This window comes from Oceanobacillus manasiensis (assembly GCF_000724085.1).
In the GTDB taxonomy this organism is placed as follows: domain Bacteria; phylum Bacillota; class Bacilli; order Bacillales; family Amphibacillaceae; genus Oceanobacillus_B; species Oceanobacillus_B manasiensis.
In genome coordinates, this window is record NZ_CCDL010000003.1 from 51,756 (window position 1) to 74,630 (window position 22,875).

14 protein-coding genes are annotated in these 22,875 nt (G+C 37.3%); all 14 read left to right on the forward strand.

Annotated features, from left to right (window positions below; translation table 11 throughout):
* Window positions 1-16: 16 nt before the first annotated feature.
* Window positions 17-3,244, forward strand: coding sequence for a non-ribosomal peptide synthetase (locus tag BN985_RS13870; protein ID WP_052360693.1), 3,228 nt, complete (start codon window positions 17-19; stop codon window positions 3,242-3,244).
* Complete coding sequence (locus BN985_RS13875; RefSeq protein WP_052360694.1) at window positions 3,245-10,393, forward strand: type I polyketide synthase; 7,149 nt, start codon at window positions 3,245-3,247, stop codon at window positions 10,391-10,393.
* Window positions 10,390-11,100 carry a thioesterase II family protein gene (locus tag BN985_RS13880; RefSeq protein WP_052360695.1) on the forward strand — a complete coding sequence of 237 codons (711 nt, stop codon included), beginning with the start codon at window positions 10,390-10,392 and terminating at the stop codon, window positions 11,098-11,100. Before BN985_RS13875 ends, BN985_RS13880 begins: the two co-directional genes overlap by 4 nt.
* A gap of 119 nt (window positions 11,101-11,219) precedes the next feature.
* The gene (locus BN985_RS13885) at window positions 11,220-11,966 is read left to right on the forward strand and encodes a 4'-phosphopantetheinyl transferase family protein (protein ID WP_052360696.1); all 747 of its coding nucleotides are present in this window, start codon (window positions 11,220-11,222) and stop codon (window positions 11,964-11,966) included.
* Window positions 11,967-12,090: 124 nt separating this feature from the next.
* Entirely contained in the window at window positions 12,091-13,014 is a 924-nt protein-coding gene (locus BN985_RS13890; RefSeq protein ID WP_042224157.1) for an ABC transporter ATP-binding protein, read from the forward strand.
* Window position 13,015: 1 nt separating this feature from the next.
* A complete protein-coding gene (locus BN985_RS13895; protein ID WP_042224158.1) occupies window positions 13,016-13,855 on the forward strand; it encodes an ABC transporter permease in 840 nt (279 codons plus the stop codon).
* Between the two features lie 251 nt (window positions 13,856-14,106).
* Window positions 14,107-14,304, forward strand: coding sequence for a hypothetical protein (locus BN985_RS19070; RefSeq protein WP_198030021.1), 198 nt, complete (start codon window positions 14,107-14,109; stop codon window positions 14,302-14,304).
* A 286-nt stretch (window positions 14,305-14,590) separates the two neighbouring features.
* Window positions 14,591-15,301 carry a M23 family metallopeptidase gene (locus tag BN985_RS13900; protein ID WP_042224160.1) on the forward strand — a complete coding sequence of 237 codons (711 nt, stop codon included), beginning with the start codon at window positions 14,591-14,593 and terminating at the stop codon, window positions 15,299-15,301.
* 193 nt (window positions 15,302-15,494) lie between these two features.
* Window positions 15,495-16,067, forward strand: a complete 573-nt coding sequence (locus BN985_RS13905) for a Crp/Fnr family transcriptional regulator (RefSeq protein WP_042224162.1) — start codon at window positions 15,495-15,497, stop codon at window positions 16,065-16,067.
* A 181-nt stretch (window positions 16,068-16,248) separates the two neighbouring features.
* The gene (locus tag BN985_RS13910) at window positions 16,249-17,217 is read left to right on the forward strand and encodes an NAD(P)-dependent alcohol dehydrogenase (protein WP_042224163.1); all 969 of its coding nucleotides are present in this window, start codon (window positions 16,249-16,251) and stop codon (window positions 17,215-17,217) included.
* Window positions 17,218-17,652: 435 nt separating this feature from the next.
* Complete coding sequence (locus tag BN985_RS13915; protein WP_042224164.1) at window positions 17,653-17,934, forward strand: YwqI/YxiC family protein; 282 nt, start codon at window positions 17,653-17,655, stop codon at window positions 17,932-17,934.
* 29 nt (window positions 17,935-17,963) lie between these two features.
* On the forward strand, window positions 17,964-20,195 hold the full coding sequence (locus BN985_RS13920; RefSeq protein WP_084157561.1) for a T7SS effector LXG polymorphic toxin: 2,232 nt from the start codon (window positions 17,964-17,966) through the stop codon (window positions 20,193-20,195).
* Between the two features lie 5 nt (window positions 20,196-20,200).
* On the forward strand, window positions 20,201-20,680 hold the full coding sequence (locus BN985_RS13925) for an immunity protein YezG family protein (protein ID WP_042224165.1): 480 nt from the start codon (window positions 20,201-20,203) through the stop codon (window positions 20,678-20,680).
* Window positions 20,681-21,555: 875 nt separating this feature from the next.
* Window positions 21,556-22,707, forward strand: a complete 1,152-nt coding sequence (locus tag BN985_RS13930; RefSeq protein ID WP_042224166.1) for a glycosyltransferase family 4 protein — start codon at window positions 21,556-21,558, stop codon at window positions 22,705-22,707.
* The last annotated feature ends 168 nt before the right edge of the window (window positions 22,708-22,875 follow it).

A 22,875-nucleotide genomic window follows, 5' to 3' on the forward strand; every position in this document is an offset into this window, starting at 1 on the left:
AGAAAGTGGTGAAATTATGTTGGAAAAGGGAAATGTCCAAGATATTTACGAATTATCACCAATGCAAAAATATATGCTATTCAGTCATGCAATGGATTCTTCTTTAGCTTATATAGAACAATTTGATTTTAGTATAAGTGGAGATATTGATCCTGACCGGATGAGAAAAGCATTGACTCGTTTGTTGGATCGCCACGATATTTTGCGGACAGTATTCTCCTATCGCAAAACTGATCATCCTAGACAAGTTGTTCTACAGAAGCGGTCACCCGAATTATTCGTCAAAGACTTACGGGGCTTTCGGGATCCGGGAGAAGCGATAGAAAATTATAAGGAAGAGGATAAGGAATTAGGATTTGATTTAAGCAGGGATGTCTTACTAAGAGGGGCCTTATTACAAGTAAATGAGAGTAAATGGAGATTTGTAATGACCTTCCACCATATTATATTGGATGGCTGGTCTCTTGCCCCCATTTTCGGTGAATTGTTTGATCTATATTTGAAAGCTGGTCAGTTAGATAATGACACTTTTAAACGTGAAGCAATTCCGTATAAAGAGTATATAAAATGGTTAAGAAATCAGGATGAATCCTTAGCGGCATCCTATTGGAAGCAATATCTTAAAGGTTATGAAAAACCTGTCAAGCTACCTTCTAAGAGATTTCAAGATGATGAATCCTATCTTTATGCAAAACATACTTTCACTCTGCCAGATAAATTAAATGAAGGTTTGAACACGTTAGCAAAATCATATAGGTTAACACCTAATACGATTTTCCAAACAGTATGGGGGATTTTACTTCAAAAATACAATTATACCAATGATGCTGCTTTTGGTAAGGTTGTATCCGGCAGGCCGACTGATTTAATGGGGGTTGAGTCAATGGTGGGTATTTTTATAAATACCCAGCCACTAAGAGTGCATACAGAAAAAGGAGACAGTTTTATCACCTTATGTCAAAAAGTTCATCAGGCATCTTTTGCCTCTTCACCTTATGAATACTTTCCATTGTACGAAATTCAAGGGAATTCACTATTAAAAAATAACCTATTGGATCATGTTATTGCATTTGAGAACTATCCATTGTCTGAACAGTTGCAGGAATTAGGATCTGATAATAGCGGACCTATCAATATTGAAAATGTAGAAGTATTTGAGCATGCGAATTATGATTTCAGCATCGTTGCAAATCCTGGGAAAAAATTTGTCATCAATTTCATTTATAATCAAAATCGTTATTCTAAGGAAACAATTGAGGATTTGCATAGTAGCCTTATTACATTACTAAATTCTGCATTATCTAATCCCGAAAATTCGGTGGAACAGTTAAATCTATGTTCAAGTTTTGACGAAAACACGAACCTTAAGAAATTTAATCAAACTCAAAAACCTTATACTTCAAATTCAACCATAGATAAAATATTTCGAGATGTTGTTAATAAATTTCCAGAAAAGGAAGCACTGAAGTATAGGGAACAAACTTTTACCTACCAAGAGCTGGATGTTTGGTCAGACCAGATCGCTCGACAAATTTTTAATATGGGTATAGGACAAAATGACACGGTAGGTCTATATGTCCCCCGTTGTCCTGAAATGGTAGCTGGTTTACTGGGGGTTTTAAAAGCAGGGGCATCTTGTGTTCCTATTGATATGTTCAATTCTAATGAACAGGTGAAAATTATGTTGGAAGAAGCCGGAGTAAAGTTGGTTTGTACCCTTTCCAATTTGAGTGCCAGGATTCCTGATGATCTGAATGTATTATCTTTGGATCAAACCTTAAGCTCTAATGATAGTGAACTGAGGAATCCCCCAATAAACTTGACTCATAAAGCTACAGAACAGGCGTATTTAATGTATACATCTGGGTCTACCGGTCAACCAAAAGGATGTATTATTAGTCATCAAAATATTTTAAGTCTGGTATTTGGGCCAAATTTTATTGATTTTGGGCCACACCAGGTCATTCTACAGACGGGGTCACCGGCTTTTGATTCCAGTATCCACGATATTTGGGGCTCTCTTCTTCATGGTGGTCTTCTTATTCTAGCGAGTAGAGAGGAGCTTCTGGATTTTGATCAACTGGAACCCCTGTTAGTTGAAAAAGGAGTTCGAACGATGTTTTTAACAACAGCATTGTTCAATAAGATAAGTGATGAATCTCCTCATTTATTTGCCCCACTTACAGATGTGTTAATTGGTGGTGAAACAGCTTCAATCAGGCATTGCAGGCAAGTTCTAGAGAAAAACCCAGGTTTAAAGATAACCAATGGATATGGTCCTACTGAAAATACAACGTGTTCAACAGTTCATATCATAAGAGAGATAGATTTTGAAGCACCAAACATCCCAATCGGTAAACCTTTGGAGAATAAAACGGCGTATATTTTAGATCGGGGGTTAAATCTCCTTCCAGTAGGAGCAGTTGGAGAAATATGTGTTGGGGGAGCCGGTGTCTGTTTGGGTTATCATCAAATGCCGAAAATCACTGCACAAAGTTTCTTGGAAGATCCTTTTGTTCCAGGAGGGCGTTTGTATCGGACAGGTGATTTGGGACGCTGGTTACCAAATGGATCAATAGAATATTTAGGTAGAACTGATTCTCTCGTGAAAATTCGAGGTCACCGAGTAGATCTGAATGAGATCGAACGGGTCATGAAGAATATTGTGAATATTAGGCAAGTTACAGTGCAGGTAAGAGAAATCAATCACGATAAGCAATTATGTGCTTATTTCACCTCCGAGGGAAATAGTGATGTCAATGGTTTCAGAACACAGCTATCTTCGGTGCTACCACAATATATGATCCCGGCTTTCTATACCAAGATGGATGTTTTGCCCCTGTCAGTGAACGGCAAAATCGACCATAAATCGTTGCCGACTCCATTTTCTCAGAACAGGTCAGTGTCTGCGGCAAAACCATCTGGAAAAGTAGAGAAAATTGTGCTTGAAATTTTTGCTTCAGTCCTTGGTATAAGAAGTGAGAAAATAGGAGTAAATGAAAACTTTTTTGATATCGGAGGCAATTCTCTGAACATGATTAGTTTTAATAACCGCCTTAAAAAGCGATTTAATAGAGAAATTACATTAACAGCTTTATTTGAACATACAAGTGTGGCTAGTCTGTCTAATTATTTAGAGTCTGGGGAAGACGACGAAAAAAATAAAAGTGAAGAACAAGCGATCTCCCAAGCCAAGAATGTCTTGTTGAGAACAAATTCACTTATCCAAAAAAGGAGGGTATAAATGGACGTTAAAACGAATTATACTGGGTTAGAAATCGCAGTAATAGGTATAGCGGGTCGCTTTCCAGGAGCAAAAGATACGGAGGAATTTTGGGGGAATCTCACAGAAGGTAAGGAATCCATAAGCTTTTTCAGTGATAAGGCTCTTTTAGATGCGGGTGTAGATCCAGAGCTGTTGTCAAATTCAAGGTTTGTAAAAGCTAAAGGGTTATTTCCAGATATAGAAAACTTTGATGCTGAATTTTTCGATTATACTCCTGGCGATGCATCGCTCTTAGATCCCCAGGTTCGTGCATTGCACGAGGAAGTCTATCATGCGCTTGAGGATGCTGGCTATGCTTCAGAGGAGAACGTAGATATTGGTCTGTTTGTGGGATCGACGGGTAATTTTGCTTGGGAAATGGATACCTTGCAATCTGGTATGAATAAAAATGAAAATCACTTGAGTGCTGTTCAATTCAATGATAAAGACTTTGCAGCTACGCGTATTGCATATAGCCTGAATTTACATGGACCGAGTGTCACGGTACATAGTGCTTGTTCAACCTCCCTATATGCCGTAGATGTCGCTTGTCGTCATCTACTAACAGGCGGATGTACTTTGGCCGTTGCAGGGGGAAGTGGCTTAACTCTACCTGAAAAGAATGGATACATGCATCAAGAAGGAATGATACTATCCTCTGATGGCCATTGTCGGCCTTTCGATGAGAATGCTGATGGGACAGTTGAAGGTAACGGAGTCGGTGTTGTAGTTTTAAAAAGGCTTGATGAAGCAATAAAGGATAATGATCGAATCTATGCCGTAATCAGGGGTTCAGCCTCTAATAATGATGGGAATCGGAAAGCAGGATTTACGGCACCTAGTATTGATGGACAGGCTAATGTGATTAAACGTGCACTGAATATGGCGGATGTACCTTCGAGCAGTATTTCATATGTAGAAACCCATGGTACAGGGACTAACATTGGTGACCCTATAGAAATAGATGGATTAAAAAAGGCTTTTTCATCATCACACCCAGTTTCGTGTGGCATTGGTTCATTAAAGTCAAATATTGGGCACCTGGATGTAGCCGCTGGTATTTCTTCTTTAATAAAAACATCGCTGGCACTCAAACATAAGGTGTTACCTGCAAGCATAAACTTTGAAAAACCAAACAAAAAAATGGAATTGGACAAAAGTCCCTTTTATGTTGTTACTGAAACAAAGGATTGGCATAGACCGAAGAAAGACAATGAATCTGATGAGTACTACCCATTACGGGCAGGAGTCAGCTCATTTGGAATAGGTGGAACAAATGTCCATTTAGTATTGGAAGAGCCTCCTGAACAAGGGGAGTCGAGTGAAGGAAGGGATTGGAAACTATTCAGCTTATCTGCCCATACTGATGAAGCATTACAACGAATGAAGAAGCATTATCTTGATTATCTAAATAACGCTTCGGGAAAACTGAATTCTTCCGATTTGGCATGGAGTTTACAGGTAGGACAAAGAAATTTACCGAAACGTTTTACAATGCCATATAAAGAAATAGAAGATTTAATTCAGAGGTTAACTGATGATTTGGATAAAAAACAGATAACCACTTCAGCTTCTAAACCAAATGTTTACTTTTTATTCCCAGGTCAAGGTTCTCAGTACCTAGGGATGGCCCGGCAGCTGTATGAATCGGAATCTCGTTTTAAAGAAGAGCTAGAAGCTTGTCTTCAGCTTGTGGAGAAGGATGGAAATACAGAGCTAAGAACATTGCTATTGGATTTGAAGGATGGCGATGAAGAAAAACTTAAAGGAACGGACATTGCCCAAATTGCATTGTTTGTTGTCGAGTATGCAATGTCACGTTTGCTGATGTCTTGGGGCATTCGACCATCCGGAATGATTGGTCACAGTATTGGGGAATACACCGCTGCAAGTTTATCAGGGGTACTATCCCTGGAAGAAGCCATTCGACTTGTAATGGAACGTGCAAAACTAATGAAATCAATGCCTCGGGGGTCCATGTTAAGTGTGAATGCATCTGAAAGTATATTAACACCTTTGTTGTCTAAAGGGATATATTTGTCTGCTGTCAACAGCCCAGAGCAATGCACCGTTTCTGGAACAGAGGAGGCCATTAATGCTTATAAAGATAAACTAGCGGAAAATCAACTCAGTTTTACTAAAGTGCATACAAATCATGCATTTCATTCTCCGCTTATGGCAGAGGCAAAAAAGTCATTTGAACAAGTATGCAGTAGTGTTCCATTCGGCACGCCTCGTATTCCTTATATAGCGAATCTGACAGGGGAATGGATGACTGAGGAAGATGCGGTATCCCCTTCTTATTACGGCAATCATTTGCAGGAGTGTGTCAAATTTGAAGAAGGACTTGAGAAAATTCTATCTGATGATAAAGCGATACTTATAGAAGTAGGACCTGGGCATACTTTGTCTACCTTTGTCCGTCAAGCTCAATCTTACCGGCCTCTTGGGGTACTGAACACTATACGACATCCTAAAGAAATAGTTGACGATGACGCATTTCTTGTCGAGAGATTGGGAAAATTATGGACTTTTGGGGTGAGGATTGATTGGGAGGAATATTACAAGGGACAGGTTCGAAATCGTGTGGATTTACCGCATTATCCTTTTGAAAAGAAAAAATTTCCAGTAGGGAATGGCATAAATCATTTGGTGGAATCAATCAACTCATCGAAAGCAAAAATTGTAGCCACAAGTGAAGTTGTTGATACTGATCCTGAAATTGAAGAGGTCAATGGAATTACAGCCTCACAGATGCTTTGGGAATCAACATTACTGCCTTCATTACATCCTTCCGAACAAAAACGGACATGTTTGGTGTTGACGAATGATCCGGGGGGTGTTCGTAAATTGATGGATAACTTGCCTCGATGGAGAAGTTTTCTTGTTCGGGACAGTGATCAATATCGATATGAAGGGACTCTTGGTGGAACTATTAGGAATGGAAATTCCATGGATATGGGTCGTTTGATTCGGGACTTTCGTGAACAGGCAATGATGCCCAATACTATTATCATTGCACATTCAATGGTCCGACAAATAAAAAGTGCACTCAGATCATTGATTTATGCTTTAATGACAGAATGGATAGATAACATACCTGAGGTGGTCGTCATAAGCCCGGTTTCTCCTGTTTCCAATGACTTGGAATTAGTCACGATGGTTAGGGGATTGGTTATAGAGTATCCTGATTTAAGCATACGTTTAGTTGATGCCGGATGTCCTTTAAGAGAAGAAAATGCTCTCGAAACATGGACGACAATATTAAAACGGGAAATGGATCCCAATACGAACCGTTATCCTGTTGTATCTTATGTGGATGGTTTACGCCTTGTGCCAAAGTTCAGAGAGATAGAAGCAGATAATACCGGTATGAAATCACTGTTTCACAAGGGACATTTGGTGTTGTTTAGCCATGAAGACATGCTTGATGACTCTGTTGTCTTTCAACAAAGCCTTGAAAATGAAACAGGGGCTCGGGTAAGCATTTTACCTTATCGAATTAAATCTAGTTCGTACAATGAGAAAGCAATTGTTAACATGTTGGAAGAAATTAATTCCGAACAATCCGAATATTTATTGGATTTCAGGGGAGAAGATTTACCTGATAATCTGAATGTCTTATATCATAAAATGGATGAATATGCTGTTCGTTTATCTATTGATTTCGTAAATTCGGTTTTTCCTATGGATATCGGCCAAACTTTTAACAGAAAAGAATTTAAAGAAAAATTAGGTGTCATCCCTCAATTGGAGCGGTATGTGGATTATTTCCTACATATGTTCAGTGAAGACGGGATTGTGGACAGTATTGGGGAAGATCGATATAGGATCACAAAGAATATTTATTCTTTGCGTTCCCCGAATATAATTCGGAATGAAATTGAAAATTTAACACCTTTATTTACGGGTCAACTAGATCTATTGGAACACAGTGTCAGGAACTTTGGACCAGCGTTTAGAGGCGAGATTCCTTCTTTGAAAGTATTGTATCCAACAGAAAAAGGGAAGGAAGATTTGCTACTAAAATCACATCGTGAAACGATTCAAGAAAAGGAAGAAATTTTTACTAAACAAATTTTTGCTTCTATGATTAAAAAAATAGTTGACCGTAAAGGAAAGGAAAAGGTTCGTATCCTTGAGGTTGGTGGCGGATACGGAACAATGGTGCGAGAAGTAGCCCCATTATTAAAAGAAATGGATGTAGAATTTTATTTTACAGACATAGGAAATTCTTACTTAGAGGCACTTAGGGAATATGCTTTGGTGGAAGAATTAGACTTTATGCATTTTGGCCTCTTTGATATTACGAAGGAACCTATGGAACAAGGCCTAGCTCTAGCATCTTTTGACCTAGTATATGGATATAATGTTGTTCATGCAACAGAAAGTCTTTCAACCAGTTTAAAAAATCTCCAAAGTCTATTAAAACCAGGAGCATTGTTATGTGTAATGGAACGGACTACAACTCGTAGATATGTAGATTTGATTTGGGGTTTGTTGGAAGGTTGGTGGCATTTTGATAAGCGTGAAAGAGAATTGTCACCTCTAGTTTCCATCGATGAGTGGATACATCAGTTTAAGCAAATTGGATTGGAAGCTATAACTTCCTTCCCTGAGGATACTAATTTGGGCATTAATTTAGATGTGGGAATAATTGTCGGCCAGAGGCCTGTCAGTAATAATCACCTAGGGACTAAAAATAGACTTCCTGGGGCGGGTAATGGAACAATCTTACCGACGGTAGCTGAGTCTACACTGGCTTCTCTAAAATCGGCTCTTGATCAAAAATTACGGAACATTCCTGATATTCAAGGAATTGTACTGTGGGATGAACTCAGGAAGGGAATAAATAAATTTGAACGTATTAGTCCGATTGTTCCCGAAGAAGTAAAGGTTGCTAACTGCGTAAACAGTTATGTAATTGAAACCGCAACTAATTTTAAAAAACCAGGGATGATTGTTTCCAAGGTCCCAATGACCCATAAATGGGATTCATCCATAACAGAATGGACAATTAATCATGAAGAAATAGATAAAAATCCGTTTTCTCATCGAATCTACGTTCCCGATGGAGAAAATTACCAGATTAATAGAATTCCCAATATAATGGAAGGAATGCTGAAATCTGGAATCAGACAACTTGTTATTAATGGAGGCGATCATCCTTTTTTTACAGTGAAACCAGTAAGACAAGAAGACTCTAGAAAAGAGAAAGTTACAGAATTAAAAAATATGGAGATATTAATTAGTCAGATTTGGGGAGAATTATTTGGCCGAACAGAAATTGATATTGATGCGGACTTTTTTGAATTAGGAGGTGATTCTTTTAAACTAATTCAGATGACGGGGAATTTAGAGCATAAGGGGTATAAAGTGTTGATGAATGAAGTATACAATTACCCTACTATTCGTTCCTTGGCTAAATATATAAATGACAAAAGTAATAAGAATAATCAAAGCATCGTTACTCCTAAAGATATGGAAGACTATTTGTATGAACAAACGAAGATTTCATGCTCCTTTCAGGTTGTAAATGGGCCTAAACCACTGAATGTGTTATTAGTGAATGAAAAAGGATCCACTGGAACTATTGATACCGTACGGGACCAGCTGAGAAATATTGATGTATCCAATGAGATGCTGCCACATTATATTTTTCCACTTCACAACACGGAAGAGTTGCAGGATTTGAAAGATGTTAGAGACTTATCTGAATTAGATTATTTGTCTAATTTAGAAAAAGGTCAACTCCAAAATATAATAGAAAATATAAATAGAGATCAGCAGTTATTTGAGAACGCAATTTTTAGTCAGCCAATTACAAAACGTTATAATCTAAGCAGCATACAAAAAGCTCACTTTAGAGGAGAAGTGCGATTACAATTTTACTTGATTGAATTTCACGAAATGGTAGATTCGTCAAGATTGGAACAAGCCTTTTGTGATGTCATTGATAGTCATGGATTATTACGAAGCAGCTTGGAAAAGAGTTTGGGGAAATTTAGATGGAGAGAGTATGCTCCTCCTCAAAAGACTTCGATTCCGAAATTGGATATCTCAAACTTAACGTTAAAAGCCCAGGAACGGATAATGGACTGGCTAGCAAAAACAGAATGGGGTGCAGATTTTAAAATAGCCGACAAACTCATGTACCATGTTGTGCTAATCAAGTTAAACGAGCAACATTATAATTTGTTTTTTCAATTCGATCACTCCATTTTTGATGCATCTTCAGGAGCAACTATTCGGCGTCAAGTATTTCAGCGGTACAACGACCTGAAGAAAGGTGTTAGAACGGCAATGGAAGCATCAGCAAGCTATGAAGAATATTTGAATCAAATTCATCTGGGGCCTATTGATATAAGTCCTGAAGAATTGCACTCCAAATTTGATTTGGCACGATACAGTGAGTATAAACGTCTTGTTAAATCAAAATTCAAGAAAATTGATACTGGGCGAATTCGAACTTTACAATTTAGTGTCGATCTCAACTCTTTCCATTTGGAAAACAGCGAAAACGAAAATGGGGCCTTTGAAATTGGAGTACAAGTTTATATTCTTGTGATTTCTAGGTTATTAAACATTGACGCAGTCCCTTATGATTTATTATTTCAGAATCGTAGATATCAAGGAAAGAATTTTTCTGATGTCGTAGGTCTTGTTTTAGATCCTGTGCCTTTCTTGATTCCTGTCGATCGTGATAATCCATCGCGTATGACTGCTTTAATTCGTGAGAGAATTGGAATGTTAAACAAACATAATATTAATTTCGGTAACTTATTACGAAACATTCCAACGATATTACGTTGGCGTAAGATAATTAAAGCTACCGGGGCGCTTAATCCCATCTTTTATTCTCCATGTCTTTTGAACTTTGTAGGGATTTCAGAGATGGAGTATGACAAAATATGGGATTACCACCTTGCACAATTGGATGACGAAGATCAGTCGAAACTGAATTATGGTGATTTTTATGGCCTTTTCACGACTTCAAACAATCAGTTGAAATTCTTAGTTTTCTCTAAATTCATGAAGGATATGGAGCAACTTCGTGAAGTTTTCAACGAAGAACTGGATCATTTGATGCATGTACATGCAGGAAAGGAAGCGGACAATAGCATATGAGTGAAATTGATTTATTCTGCATTCCCTATGCCGGGGGATCTGCAAGTGCCATCTATGGTAAATGGGCCCAAGAGCTGGCCCCCATTATCAATTTAATGCCATTGGAATTGGCTGGGCATGGCAAAAGGATGTCTGAACCTTTCCATTCTAATATTAATGGCGTTGTAGAAGATCTACTCAAGAACATGCGGAATCGGATTCAGGATCGTCCTTATGCAATATATGCTCATAGTATGGGGACTATTATAGCGTATGAATTGGTGGTAGCTATTTGTACCGCTGGACTTCCACAGCCCCATGCTCTATTTTTATCTGGTCGTCAGCCACCAGATTACCAATATGTAAACAAGAACTTTCACAAGATGTCGGAGAAAGACTTTCTCCAAGAGATTAAAGATATTGGCGGGACACCGGAAAAGTTTTTCAATTCTCAAGAGTTGATTGACGCATTTTTACCTATTCTTCGTGATGACTACCGTATCATTGAAAATTATAGTTTCTTAGACCGGAAAATCATCTTTGACTCTGATATAGTTTTTTTCTATAGCGATAATGATGATTTAGTTAATAAACCCGGTATAATCAATTGGGAGCGATTTACTAAGAAGTCATTTGAGTATTATGAGTTTAACGGTGGGCACTTTTTTTTGAATGAAGTATGGAGAGATATAGTAAGAGTGATTAATAAGAAACTAATTAGTAACTAATTGTTTGAATGAATTGGGCTAATCATCATTCAACTAAAAAATTAAGAGTAGCTCATTATGTATGTTTACGATTAGAAATGGCCTGGCTTAATTCATTCATTTTTTGAGAGGTGAAGAGGGTGATATATGAAACCAGTTGTAGTATTGAACTAGCTAGACAGAGTAAAATATATCACGCATATTTTGTAATGGGACAAAATCTAGGTGGGGAATCAAACTTAGTTCAAACCCTGAGTATCGATGAATTAAAAGAGTATAACACACATAAATACAAAAAACGGATGGTTGAATATTCATTTGGAAGATATATTGCTAAAAAAAGCGTAATCCATTTTTTGAAGAATAAAAATCTTAATGAGATAACAATAGGTAGGGGAGTTTTTAATCAGCCTGTAGTATATAGCTCGGAAGATTCAAAAAGACTTCAAGTTAGTATCAGTCATGTCAACAATATTGCCGTTTCAATTGTTTTTCCGGAAGAACACCCAATGGGAATCGATATTGAAAAAATATCGGATGATAAGTTGGAAGCTTTGTCTAAGCAATTATCCGATAACGAAAAAACCCTCCTTTACTTAACAAACTTAGAAAAATCAGAAGGATTTACACTTTTATGGACGGTAAAAGAAGCGATATCTAAAGTAATGAAAACTGGTTTAACCGTTCCATTGTCTATTTTTTCAGTGAAAAGTATTGAAAAGGTTAATGGGGGATATATAAGTGAATTTGATCAATTTTTACAATACAAAGTCTTCTCCTGGATTATTGACACTTATATTTGTTCGATTTGCATGCCAAGATATTCATCTTTCACTATCAATATAAATAAAGTAAATTTGATGCCCATTGATAATTGCGATAAATAAAACTTTTTATTCTGAATGGAATATAAAATCGTTGGATTAAAGCTTGCCAATATTTAATATCCTGTATTATCTGAAAGGATGAATAATGATAGTCTTCAAACAAAAGTGAAAGGAGTAATGATAAATGGGTGAAACGATCGTTAAGGTGGAAAACTTAACTAAAAGGTATGGGAAACAAAGTATTGCTGTAGATCATTTGAATATGAATGTCCGCAAGGGGGAGGTTTATGGATTTCTGGGACCTAATGGAGCAGGTAAAACAACTACATTACGCATGCTGTTGGGATTGACACGCCCGACGTCCGGAACAGGTGAGGTTCTTGGAAAACCACTTGGAAGCAGCGATGGACTCGCAAAGGTAGGCGGTCTAATCGAATATCCCGCCTTTTATCCGTACCTGTCAGGTAGGAAAAATCTAATTATTATGGCCAAATACTCCGGTACTCCGTTGTCTCGAGTAGATGTTGTTTTGGAGGAGGTTGAGATGACTAAAAGTGCGAAGTATAACTTTAAATCCTATTCCCTAGGTATGAAACAGCGTATCGGAATTGCTGCTGCGTTGTTGAAGGATCCGGAATTATTAGTACTTGACGAACCGACCAATGGCTTGGACCCAAAGGGCATGGCAGAAATTCGCTCACTTATCCGTAAGTTAAGTAAGGAAGGACGAACGGTGTTGCTTTCCAGTCATTTCCTGGGAGAAGTAGAGCAAATATGTGACCGTATTGGTGTTATTCAGAATGGAAAACTGGTAAAAGAAGGAACTGTCGAAGATTTGCGTGGTCAGGTGAAATTATTTATTAGAGCTACTCCAGCGGAATCAGCACTACGAGTTTTGAAGGGGATGAAGGATATTGATGACGTTCAAGAGAAGGACGGTGCGTTTTATGTTACTACTGATCCTTCCTTATCAGGAAGCATTTCCCATAAGTTAGCAGAGAACAAAATAGAGGTTAGTGAATTAAGGAACCTTGAACGTTCTTTAGAAGATATATTTATAGAATTGACAGAGAGTGAAACTTTATTACACAAAAAAGAGGTGCTGTAAAATGCTAAATAGTTTTAGGGCTGAAATGGACAAATTGGTGAGGAGACCCGCAACATGGGTATTTGGTCTGGTATTTGTTATTTTGTCTGCGCTTTCTAGTTACGGATTATCTTATTTAATCTATAAGAATCCCCCTCCCAACACGCCGGTTGACGTACAAGAAGCAATGCTTGCTCTAGTGTTACCGGAAAATTCAATGGGGAATATTATTGCGGGTTTACCAATATTAGGGGGGGGGATCGCTGTTATATTTGGAGCGATTGTTCTTGGCAGTGAATTTAGATGGGGGACGTTTAAGACAATATTTATTCATCAGCCAAAGAAATGGAAGGTCTTAACAGGTAAGTTATTGGCAATAATTATGGTCCTTCTAGTTTTTCTTATTGCGGTATTTGCAGTTGATTTACTTATTAGTTATTTGATTGCGAATGCGGAAAACTCAGCAATAACTTGGCCATCGTTTGTGGATATTGTGAAGACATTTTTTGCAGGCTGGTTTATACTTATCATGTTTGCAATGTTTGGCGTTTTATTGGCCACTCTATTTAGGGGAACTGCAATAGCAGTAGGACTTGGTCTAGTATATATTTTGGTGATTGAGAATATGATTAGCGCATCTATAGAGATGTCAGATGTAATTAAGAATATAGCGAAAGTATTGCCCGGAGTTAACGCTAGTTCTCTTGCCTCAACTCATGTGCCATCCGCAATTGCAGATTATGTAATGGGTGTTGTTGATATTGTAGGCGGGACTCAGGCGATATTCGCACTTCTAGCATATACACTAGTATTCATTGGAGCGTCGATTTTACTCATACTCAGGAGAGATGTCATTAGTTGATGTTGAACTTTCGATAAAAGAAAACATACAACTTTATAAAATTAATGCTACTAAGATATTATATCTTAACGTTTACTGTTAAATGAAAAAATCAAAGGATAAATGTAATCATAGTAAACCCAAAAAATAAAGCAGTTCCATCTTATCGGTGTTTGAACTGTTTTATTTACTTTTGGATAATAAAATTCACTTTAATTTTGATGCTAATTATTCCAATGGGCTTACAATTAGGTATGTCTTGTGATACGACAATGAAAGACAAGGATATCAACATTCCACGACTAGGTAATGAATTTTATTTTACCCATATAAAGGAGATTAATAATCAGCTTTATGCTCCCAATTCATTTGGCATTTTACAGGAGGTGACCGAAACTGTAATTGCGATAATCATTATTGACTATCGTAGTCGTTCTTCACTACTACCTTTGGAGAAGACTTGTATATAAGATATCAACTACAAGTTCATTTTGGTTTAAAGTCGCTTTTATTATAACTGTTTGTTCTTGGGCTATGACTATTTTGGCCCTTGTGTCTCGTCACTTATATTTTCAAATATCATCACTTAATTTTCTTTCTGATGTGGAACATGATGGCTAAATATTTTTATTATTGGCGTTATCAAATTGTTTAGGAAGAGCAAAGATAGTCAAAAAAGGATATACTAAATAATAGGTCTATGAAAAAAGAACTCTAGCAATTTTGTTTGTTGCAATGAAAGGAGTGGTGTTTAGTATGTATAATAATGAAGCTTCTGTTTCAAAACATGTTGGTGGTCCTAGCATAACAGGGTCTCTTCCTTTTGATGGAAGGTGGTTAGTGGGTTCTACCCCAGCAAAACGAATACCGAGTCATGGTACGGATATGTTTGGGGTAGGTTATGCAATTGACTTTATTGCAGTTGATGAACATAATCGAACAAGTTCCTCAACAAGTTGGCGTACACTCGTAGGTACCGAGTCTCCTGAAATATTCTATGCATTTGGGAAGCCGGTTTTCTCACCTGTTTCTGGAAAAGTAGTCGGAGTTCATAATGGCGAACCTGATCATGAAGCACGGCGCTCACTTCTTACATTAATACCATATATGTTGGGGCAAGCTGGTAGAATTCGTAAGGGCCCGGTAGCAGTTGCTGGAAATTACGTAATAATTGCACCAGAGAATCCTAATTTATATATTGCCATCGTTCACCTACAGTTAGATACAATTGTAGTGGAGGAAGGGCAGGATATTTCTGAGGGACAACATCTCGCTAATTGTGGGAATTCTGGAAACTCAACGCAACCTCATATTCATATACAAGCAATGAATAGTACGGACTTTTATAATACGAAAGGTGTCCCTTTATATTTCAGAGAATTTTCTCAGTGGAACAAAGGCGAAAGTGAGTCGAAAACTCGTGTGAAAGCATTCCCTGATGCTGACACTGTTGTCAGTCCTAAGTAATCCATCAGAAAAACGAATTTGTTATCGGGTATTAGAAAGTAAACAAAGTTATGTCCTCACCAGTCAACTCCGAGATCAATCCATTATACTTTTTCTTTAGCAAGTTCAAAACTTATGCGTCTCAAAAATTTACATTCTAAAATTGGTTAAAATGGTATTATTGACTTGAATCCATAAATAAAGGAGACATGTGATGAAAGAAATCCTTATTAAATATATGGCCGACTACACATCATTAAGTGAATTACAGCAACATTCCATCATGGAAGAACTGGTAATAGAGAAATTCAAAAAGGGAACATACCTAATTAAACAACAAGACTTTACAACGAAGAAATGTTTTTTTGTATTGAAAGGCTGTGTCAGACAATATCATTTAGATGAAGCGGGAAATGAAATCACTTCTAATTTCTATACCGAAGAACAAGCCATTTTGTTGAACTATGAAGACGCTGATCATTTATCCAAATATGCCTTAACATGTGTAGAAGACTGTGTATTGGTAGTTGCTGATTTAGAATCCGAACAGAAAATGTATATGGAATACTCAGGTCTTGAATCGATGACACACCGAATGATGGAAAACTACCTCTGCCAAACACAAGACGAATTCACAACATTTATTCACTCCTCACCAGAAGCACGTTATAAAACCATCACTCAAAGTCGACCAGATCTCCTCAAACGTGTACCTCAACATCAATTAGCAAGCTACCTAGGTATGACCCCAGAGTCATTAAGTAGGATTAAAAAACGAATTCAATAAAGTGAAACTCCAATCAGTAGGGGCCATCGTTCTTCGCCCACTGATTGTTGTTGACGAATCGGGGTGTTAACATCCGTTTACTCCGGGATAGAGGATCTTTATGTAACGATCTTAACTTAAGTCAATGCAGCAACTTTAATTTCCGACTATAATCTCTCTAAAAAGTTATAGGAGGATGAAGATGAAAGCAATTATCTCTGAAAAATATGGCCTTCCAGATACACTTAAACTTAGAGAACTGGCAACACCGATTCCTGTTGGAAATCAAGTGCGAGTAAAAATACATGCCTCTTCAATTAATTTTGGTAACCTTGTGTTGCTGTCCGGAAAACCACTTCCAGCCCGATTAGCATTTGGTCTTATAAAACCCAAATATCCAATACCTGGTGGAGACATAGCTGGAGTGGTGGAGTCGGTAGGTGAAAAAGTGAACCAGCTCAAGGTGGGAGACGAGGTATACGGAGACTTGTCTGGCAGCGGATGGGGCGCTTTTGCAGAGTATGTAGTAGTTGATGAAAAAGAATTAGTTTTAAAACCTCGTAACCTTTCATTTACAGAATCGGCCGCTGTGCCAATGGCTGCTTCAACAGCATTACAAGCTATAAGAGATAAAGGAATGATAAGGTCAGGACAGGAAGTACTGATTCATGGTGCTTCAGGCGGTGTTGGGACATTTGCCATTCAGATTGCAAAAGCATTTGGAGCAAACGTGACTGCATTAGTAAGTACTAGAAACATAGACATTGCAAAGTCTCTTGGTGCTGATTATATAATAGACTATAAAACAGAAGAATTACACAACGATAACCGAACCTTTGATTTGATTATAGGAGCGAATGGGTCTCAGTCTATTTCTACTTATAAAAGAAAACTAAAAGATAATGGTATATTCGTTCATATTGGTGGCAAAAGTAGTCAATTGTTTCAAACGACCACTCTGGGATCATGGTTATCTATTTTTGGAAAAAAGAAATACAGGACATTTTCACAGGGGCCTAATCCAAAAGATTTACTGTTTATAAAAGACTTGATCGAAGAAGGAAAAATTAAACCAATTATCGATAGGAGTTTTTCCTTAAGTGAGGTCCCAGAAGCATTTCAATATGCTTTAGATGGACATTTACAAGGAAAAATTATTATTACAATTTAATTTATGCGTAAAGGCAGCTTATCTAAACAAAATCAAGACGCTTTTTTATTAATAAGAAAGCGTCTTTTCGCGTAATATATTTGAGTTTTGTAATATACGTAGTAAAGCGATAAAAAAATACATATGCCATGCAGCCGATTTATCCAATTCTTTTTGTCTTAATAATGTATGACTCGCCCGATAACTATCTATTGCTCATACAATTGCTGACTATATCTCTGTAGTAAAAATAAAAAAGTACGTGAAAAAAGTCGAAGGTTTACACAACTTTCGAACTAGTTCATAAGCCTTTAATAATAATATAATTCTAAAAAAACAGGAGAATATTCCCCTTCGAATCGGGAGTAAGGATGTTTATACTAGAAAGAGATCAAAACAAGTTAAATTTTACCATGAAATAAGATGCGTATACTCACATGTTGAAGGAGGAAAGACATGGGTGAAATAAAATTGAACCGTGGACCGGTTGAACAACAATTTCAACACTATGAAACCACAGTCCATCAGGTGAAGCTGAATGGAATATCAGGTATACGTGGGCGGAACAGCGTAGAAGTTGTTGAGCAAATCAACCAGCTCAATCAACGTTTGGAAGAGCTAACCCAACAATTTCAAGAGATTTCAACAAAACATATTGCATCTGCCTACCGTGCGTTAGATGGGTTAGAAGAACAAGAGAAAATGGCTGCTAAAGGGATTGAAATGTTGAAATCCTAGTGGGGAGTAGGAGGGAAGTTTAACGCAAAATGAAGACAGTAGAAGCTTCAACGATTCATGAAGGAATTGAAAACACGACAAAGCTTTTATCCGGTTTGGCCGATCAAGTAGCAGATGTGCAAGGGAAAATTGCGGGGATATTGCACACTGAGTCCGTGTTTAGTGGTCAAGCAGCCTCTTCCATTCGGGCATTTTATAAAGATATTCATGTACCACTAGCCGTATATTTGGAAGGCATTGTTCGGAACTATCACGATACCCTACGACAAATTCAACAGATGCTGTATGAGTTAGACAGGTCTGAACAAGCCATGATAGAGGAAGATTATCTCAATGTAGATGTAAAATCTCACCTCAAAAAAACAAAAGAACAAACAGAAGAACTAAACGACGAAGTGAATCACATCTTACGGTCTGTGCGTGACCTTATTCATCTGTCTGCTCTATCCGATGATGAGGTTCTACATAGTGTGGAGACGGCAGAAAAAAAGGTAAATAAAACAATTGAGAGCGTCCATCAATTTGATGAGGAAGCGACCCATAAATTAAAACCGATAAAAAACGATGTGAACCTCCTAGAAAACTACCTCCACGACATCCAATCGTTAACCAAAAACCACCAATTGACCATGACGAGTTATCAAGCAAACGCTATTAAACAGCTCGACGTCCATCAGCAAATGATTGGCGGACTCATGCAAAAGGCCATTCCGAAAGAATTTGCCTTAGATCTTCTTACATCACTAGCAAGTTCTAGCTATCTCGCCATAGGGGACACCTTGGCATCGATTGTACGTGCAGGATTAGATGATACCATGAGTATGACCATGAATTATCGGATGCGCGCCTTAGCAACTATCGTCGAGACGGGGTCTCCCATGTCAGAAGACGCATTTAATAGCATAGATGCGACAGTAGTGAGCAGTCAATCAGTACGGGATTATAAAGGCGAATACTTTGGAAATTATCTTACATTGCAAGATGGTAGAATTGTGCGTTCCTTTTTGAACCAAGATGGTGTGATGAAATATCATTTCGTAGAAAGTATTCCAGAGGACCGATTGAAGCCGGTGGAAGAGCCGGAAGAAAAGTTCCTTACGAGATTAGGTAATGGATTCAAGAAAATGGCGAACTCTACTGTTGAGTTAGGGAAGGACACCGTTCAAGGATTTGGCCATCATTTAAAAGATTTAAATGCCAATAAAATGAATTCATTTTATGACTTTGCAAACTACGCAACGATAGGAGCGTTAGATGCTGGAAAAGATACGTACGATTCGATGGTAGGTTATAAGGATAACATGTTAAACTCTCCTGCCGATTTTGCGAACTGGATAACCATGGGGGGCGTTGATCTAGTGAAGGGTGCGGTAAACCCAGATGATCCAAATTCCAAAGAACATATTGCCCATGTCATCTCGATGGGGATGTTTATGTTCATACGTAAGCCAGGTCCTAAAACGAGTGTTTCTACACCAAATAACAAACCATCAAGCGATAAAACTGCATCAAAAAAAGACAAAGATTCAACAAGTTCTACTGTTTCCAATAACATTACTTACAACAATGGGAAATTACCAACTCTGACGAATATCCGCGAGTGGTTTCGAACAAAAATGCCAGAAATCGGACTTGTACAAGATTCGACAGGAGCTTATCATTTAGTTAAAATGGACGGTAATCGAAGTGGAAAGAGTAGTGATAATAGTAATACTAAAAACTCTGATGAGAGTACGGGTAATGGTAATATAGTCAACGAAGTTAAAGAAATTGATTTTGGAAAGCACATAATAAAAGGTGAAAATGGTAAGAAACAACTACACCCAAATACTAAGTACGTAACCAATGATAACTACAAATATACTACCGATGAACTTGGTCGTATTGTAAATGTAGATGCTCCCGAACTTGTATTGAAAAAGGCTAATAGAAATAAATACGCTCAGGCAAATGTAGGGGGGAAAGACAGATTAACAGATGATGATGGCGGACATTTAGTAGGAGCACAATTTAATGGTCCTCCTGATATTGATAATCTTGTACCACAAAATAGTCAAATAAATAGGAGGGGAGGAGTTTGGTACGAAATGGAGACTGAATGGGCTAATGCATTGAAAGAGGTACCGCCCAAGAAAGTCTCTGTTAGTATTGAACCGATCTATTCTAATAATTCAATGCGACCATATTCGTTTATGGTCGAATATGAAGTTGAAGGCCAATTTCCAGTGATTCGCGAGATTGCAAATAAATCAGGAGGCTGATATTGATGAGTTTTGAAACAGAATTAAACGAGTTATATAAAGAAATTGCACAACAGGTTAATGATATGATTCCAACTGAATGGGATAATTTCTATTTTAATGGTGAAGTTAAGGAAGGAGAAGGAGGAGTTTTCTTCTTTTTTACGCCAAAAGGTGAGGACCAACACATTTTTTCACATTATATTCCAAAATTATATAGTGTAGATAAGAGGGCTTATAATAAAGAACTACATCAATTATTTCAACTTACTGTTGAACTCCAAAAAGTTTTTACTGATAATGACCAAGACCCTTGGTTTTCAGTGACATTAATATTAAATGATGCAGGTAAATTAAACGTACATTTTGATTATACAAATTGGCATGAAAGTGAATTTGGTCCAACAGATAGAATTAAGTACTTTGAATATAAATATATAAGTCAAAATAAAGAACAGCTAGATTTTGATTTATTAGAGAGAATAAAGGAATTTGAAGAAAAGTAAACTATAAAGCACTTGGTTGCCTTTTAGGCAACAGGTGCTTTTGTTTTGGTAAGAACAACATGAATGAGACCAGTTTGAAATTCAAAAGCTCATGAAGGTAGTACCATAATGGAGTATATTTAATATTTGAATTTTGCGAGAAGCACGATAACCAGACGAGATGACATTTTACATGCCAAGAGGACTTATGATACTGCAAAACACACATACTAATGAAAATGACAAAACTCGTAATGCTAAAGGGGTAACGATACAGATACATAAATCTAGTGAATAAAAAGAAAGTGAGATTTTTTGAGTGAGCCAAAAAGAAAATGATTTACATTAAAATCGAAAGCTCATGAAAGTTGTACCATCATGGAGTATCGTTTTAATGCTTGGAAGAACTGACAAGAACGAGAAAGGGGCAAGATGACACTTTATATGGCAGGGATGGTTATGACATGGAATAGCTAACAAACTAACGAGAACGAAAGGGTGTCGTTTTAGTGCATAGGGTTAATAAATCATGAGTTGTATTTTTACAAGAGACGGTCGTATAATACTCGCTATTCGTTAAAAAGCGTTACAAAAATTAAAATTTCCGTAACAGGAGGGTGAAGAATTGAACGTATTTGGTTATACAAGTTTCAACAGGGCATATTATCTAAGCTATTAGGATTGCTTTTCAGAAGTACGGTCTAAGTGAATCGTTCTTTAACGTAGAAATATTGCTGTTATTGTTATGCAAATTGATCAAGATCATGAACACTGATGTGACGGTGAAAACCACCTTGTAAATTTTATCTTAAAGAAAACTCAACACTACCTCAAAAATAATTTGTTATATTTGTGGCGTTGGATACATTAAGTTATATAAAAAGGGGAGTGGTTGAATGCGAATCGCAATTTTCACTGACACGTATGCTCCTGAGATTAATGGCGTAGCTTTAACGTTAAGGCGTTATACAGATTACTTGGAAAAACAAGGTATTGAATACCGGTTATTTGCTCCAACCGTGAATAAACAACCTTCAAGCTTTCCTCAAGTCGAGCGACTGAATAGCATCCCCTTTTTACTATATCGTGACCTACGATTTGCTATTCCGAATACAACACAAATTAAACAAATATTAGATACATTTCAACCTACTTTAATCCATATCGCTACACCATTTAATGTTGGGCTATATGGTCTCCACTATGGAAAGAAACACAACATTCCAATGATAGCCTCTTACCACACACATTTTGATAATTATCTAGACTACTATTCTTTATCTTTCCTAAAAAAATGGTTATGGAAGTATATGTACTGGTTTCATAGTCCTTTCGAAAAAGTCTATGTTCCAACCACAACTACAAGAGATAAATTATTAGCGAAGCAGCTGCATCCAGACATTAGTGTATGGGGACGCGGTGTGGATCGTCACGTTTTTTCACCTAAAAAAAGAATGAAAGACTTTTTCAAAGACCATTATGGCATCCAGGCTAAAAAGATTATTCTGTATGTTGGAAGGATGTCGCCTGAAAAAGATATTGATATTGTTTTAGAAAGCTATTATTCTTTAGCCGAACATGTAAGAGAAGATACACATTTAGTCATGGTTGGAGATGGGCCATTGTATCGAACCCTCTCTCAACAGCATCAAGAAAATATTACGTGGACTGGATTCTTAGAAGGAGAACAGTTAGCTAGGGTTTATGCATCAAGCGATGTCTTCTTATTTCCCTCGCCAACAGAAACATTTGGGAATGTTGTCTTAGAAGCTTTAGCATCGGGATTACCAGTCATTGGTGCTAATGCAGGTGGTGTGAAAAACCTAGTGGAAAATGAAAAACGTGGCTTCTTATGTGAACAGAAGAACAGTAAAGCATTTGCTCAAAAAACGACATTGTTATTAGAAAACCAGTCATTACGGAATTCTTTTTCATCTGAAGCACGTTTATTTGCAGAAACACTATCCTGGAATGAAATCTTTGGACAGTTTGTCGGTAGTTTTTATGAAGTACTGAAACGAAAGAAACTAAACAGTGCAATTGCATGATTGCTTGCTGGGTAGAGTTATATAAGGACGATCATCATTTAAAACACTCACAAGATCAATTATTTGTGGGTGTTTTTTAGTGAGTATACACCACGTATGTTCAGAGCCTCTCTATCGTATAGATGATTAATTGATACAATGTTTAGTGAAACTGTTGACTATTCAGTT

Bases quoted from the DNA above. Each gene is read 5' to 3' on its own strand.
- BN985_RS13875 (WP_052360694.1), top strand. From the start codon at position 3,245: ATGGACGTTAAAACGAATTATACTGGGTTAGAAATCGCAGTAATAGGT.
- BN985_RS13915 (WP_042224164.1), top strand. From the start codon at position 17,653: ATGGGTGAAATAAAATTGAACCGTGGACCGGTTGAACAACAATTTCAA.
- BN985_RS13925 (WP_042224165.1), top strand. From the start codon at position 20,201: ATGAGTTTTGAAACAGAATTAAACGAGTTATATAAAGAAATTGCACAA.
- BN985_RS13890 (WP_042224157.1), top strand. From the start codon at position 12,091: ATGGGTGAAACGATCGTTAAGGTGGAAAACTTAACTAAAAGGTATGGG.
- BN985_RS13880 (WP_052360695.1), top strand. From the start codon at position 10,390: ATGAGTGAAATTGATTTATTCTGCATTCCCTATGCCGGGGGATCTGCA.
- BN985_RS19070 (WP_198030021.1), top strand. From the start codon at position 14,107: ATGAAAGACAAGGATATCAACATTCCACGACTAGGTAATGAATTTTAT.
- BN985_RS13895 (WP_042224158.1), top strand. From the start codon at position 13,016: ATGCTAAATAGTTTTAGGGCTGAAATGGACAAATTGGTGAGGAGACCC.
- BN985_RS13900 (WP_042224160.1), top strand. From the start codon at position 14,591: ATGTATAATAATGAAGCTTCTGTTTCAAAACATGTTGGTGGTCCTAGC.
- BN985_RS13870 (WP_052360693.1), top strand. From the start codon at position 17: ATGTTGGAAAAGGGAAATGTCCAAGATATTTACGAATTATCACCAATG.
- BN985_RS13920 (WP_084157561.1), top strand. From the start codon at position 17,964: ATGAAGACAGTAGAAGCTTCAACGATTCATGAAGGAATTGAAAACACG.
- BN985_RS13910 (WP_042224163.1), top strand. From the start codon at position 16,249: ATGAAAGCAATTATCTCTGAAAAATATGGCCTTCCAGATACACTTAAA.
- BN985_RS13905 (WP_042224162.1), top strand. From the start codon at position 15,495: ATGAAAGAAATCCTTATTAAATATATGGCCGACTACACATCATTAAGT.
- BN985_RS13930 (WP_042224166.1), top strand. From the start codon at position 21,556: ATGCGAATCGCAATTTTCACTGACACGTATGCTCCTGAGATTAATGGC.